The organism is Microbacterium sp., from assembly GCF_030149085.1.
Classification (GTDB): domain Bacteria; phylum Actinomycetota; class Actinomycetes; order Actinomycetales; family Microbacteriaceae; genus Microbacterium.
Genome location: NZ_JASBSF010000334.1, coordinates 1 through 2,265, shown reverse-complemented (window position 1 = coordinate 2,265; position 2,265 = coordinate 1). Strand labels below are relative to the sequence as shown.

At 63.3% G+C, this 2,265-nt stretch carries 3 protein-coding genes and 1 pseudogene; all 4 read left to right on the top strand.

Going from position 1 to position 2,265, the window contains the following annotated elements; translation table 11 throughout:
• Positions 1–482: pseudogene (locus Q1V87_RS13680) on the top strand (Cmx/CmrA family chloramphenicol efflux MFS transporter); the annotation flags it as partial.
• On the top strand, positions 479–1,480 hold the full coding sequence (locus Q1V87_RS13675; protein ID WP_184219694.1) for an IS481 family transposase: 1,002 nt from the start codon (positions 479–481) through the stop codon (positions 1,478–1,480). The pseudogene Q1V87_RS13680 and the gene Q1V87_RS13675, both read left to right, overlap by 4 nt.
• 81 nt (positions 1,481–1,561) lie before the next feature.
• Positions 1,562–1,723, top strand: a complete 162-nt coding sequence (locus Q1V87_RS13670; RefSeq protein WP_300593974.1) for a hypothetical protein — start codon at positions 1,562–1,564, stop codon at positions 1,721–1,723.
• A gap of 147 nt (positions 1,724–1,870) precedes the next feature.
• Positions 1,871–2,152 (top strand): hypothetical protein, encoded by a 282-nt coding sequence (locus Q1V87_RS13665; RefSeq protein ID WP_300593971.1) that lies wholly within the window; start codon positions 1,871–1,873, stop codon positions 2,150–2,152.
• Positions 2,153–2,265: the final 113 nt, after the last annotated feature.

The following is a 2,265-nucleotide window of genomic DNA, read 5'->3' as shown; positions in this document are numbered from 1 at the left end:
ATACCGCCGGCATGAGCCAGTGGTGGGTGTCGGTAGCGCTTGTGCTCTTCGGCGTCGGCTCCTTCATCGGAGTCACCGTTGCGGGACGCCTGTCGGATGCCCGACCCGGAATCGTCATCGTGGGCGGTGGAAGCGTTCTTGTGCTCGGGTGGGTCGCGTTGGCGCTCTTCGCGACGAACCCCGTTGCCCTGCTCGGGCTCGTATTCGCTCAGGGGGTGTTGGGGTTCGCTGTCGGGAGCACGCTGATCACGCGAGTGCTCTATGCGGCGGCGAGTGCGCCCACCATGGCGGGTTCGTATGCGACCGCGGCACTCAACGTCGGTGCAGCAGCAGGTCCAGTCCTCGCCGCTGCCGCACTCGGTGTAATGCCCGGCGCGCTCGGGCCGGTGTGGGTGGCCGTCATCGTAACCGCAGCCGCATTGCTGCTCGCCATTCCCGTTCTTCGACTGGTCGCACCCGCCGAGAGAGAAGTGGTCAAGTGACGCATGCGAACTCGCCATTGACGGTCGAGGGTCGTCGCCGACTTATCGAACGCTGTCGGACTCGACCCCTCGCGCATGTCGCCGCCGAGATGGGCATCTCCCGAGCCACCGCATCCAAATGGGTCGGACGATACCGCCGATTCGGTGAGGTCGGCTTGCATGATCGTGCGTCTACCCCAATCCGTCAGCCAACGGCAACGCGGAACGAAGTCGTGGTGATGATCGAAGCCATGCGACGCCATCACAAGTGGTCAGCCTCACGTATCGCGTTCGAGCTGGATCAGCGTGGCATTTCCGTCAGCCGCCGCACGGTCACGCGCCTACTCGCACACCTCGGGCTGAATCGCCGGAAGATCATCGACCCGACCGGTGCAACGAACCGAGAACCGCAGAAGATCGTCGCTGAGCGCCCCGGACACATGATGCACATCGACGTGAAGAAGACAGGACGCATCCCGGACGGCGGCGGCTGGCGCGTGCACGGCAAGGGCAGCATCGAAGCAAAGAAGGTCGCGCGGACGAAGAAGAGAGGTGCCAAGACTGGATACGTGTTTCTCCACTCTGCGATCGACGGATACTCCCGACTCGCCTACACGGAAGCACTGTCCGATGAGAAAGCAGTGACCGCAGTTGCGTTCCTCGATCGCGCGAGAGCATGGTTCGCCGCGCACGGCATCACCCACATTGAGCGCATCGTGACCGACAATGGCGCCTGCTACCGGGCCAGCGCATTCGCTGCTGCCATGGGCGAGAGCCGACACCAGCGCATCACGCCCTACACGCCGCGACACAACGGAAAGATCGAACGCTACAACCGCATCCTCGCCGAGGAGTTCCTCTACGCACGCACCTGGCGCTCAGAACACGAACGCGCCGCAGCACTCGATGTCTGGAACCAGCACTACAACTACCACCGACCCCACGGCGCACACGACGGACAACCACCCGCACTGGCGACGCCGACGCACGTCAACAACGTGCTGGCCTCATACAGCTAGCTGTCGCTCAAAGGCATGAGCGGATCGACGCGTGCTTGCGAATAGCGCAACCTTCAATATTGCTTCTCCGCCAGTCCGCACATGACCCGGCTCATCGATCTCTGGCTCAAGAGCGCTTACGAAGTCCACGCGCTGCGAGCGCAACTGGCCTACCTCGAGGAAGCGTGGCTCCGGGCCGAAGCGGACGCAGACTTCTGGTACTTCCAGGCCTGCAACCGCAACCTCCCGGAAACGCCAGGCTAAGCACAACAACCCCGACGCGGTGACCGATGCAGGTGCCGTAGCCGAGGTGCGCCGGATTGCTGGGACTCAACCGAACGTCAACCACGAAGATCGGTCAGGGGCTGGTGAAGCGCGCGGCGAGGGCGCATTGTTGGTTCGGAGGTTCAGATGATCACTGTCGATCAACAGAATCTGGTGTTCGAACCGCTCGACGGATCAGCGTGGCGGCTGTGCGACACCAACATTGACGAGCACGACGCAGCACGTCTGGTTGCCTACGTCGAACGAGTCGATAGCGGCTACGAGGCAATCTGGCTGGGGCTTGGCATGCGCCCCAGCTGGTATGCATCGCGGGACGATGTGCTCCGCACCGCCCGAGGCCTGCGGCGACCGGACACGAGCACGACACGATACAAGCCGGGCCCAATTCCCTTGGTCACCCCGGTGTGAACCATGCACCCCGGGCGGGCCATCCCCGTATCGGTGCACACCGTGCGTAGCGAGCTTTCCCGGAATCTCCTTGTGTCCTGGCGTTAACACGGGTGTCGTAGCATCGCATTAGC

Coding starts and splice junctions, on each gene's coding strand:
- Q1V87_RS13665 (WP_300593971.1), top strand. CDS start 1,871: ATGATCACTGTCGATCAACAGAATCTGGTGTTCGAACCGCTCGACGGA.
- Q1V87_RS13670 (WP_300593974.1), top strand. CDS start 1,562: ATGACCCGGCTCATCGATCTCTGGCTCAAGAGCGCTTACGAAGTCCAC.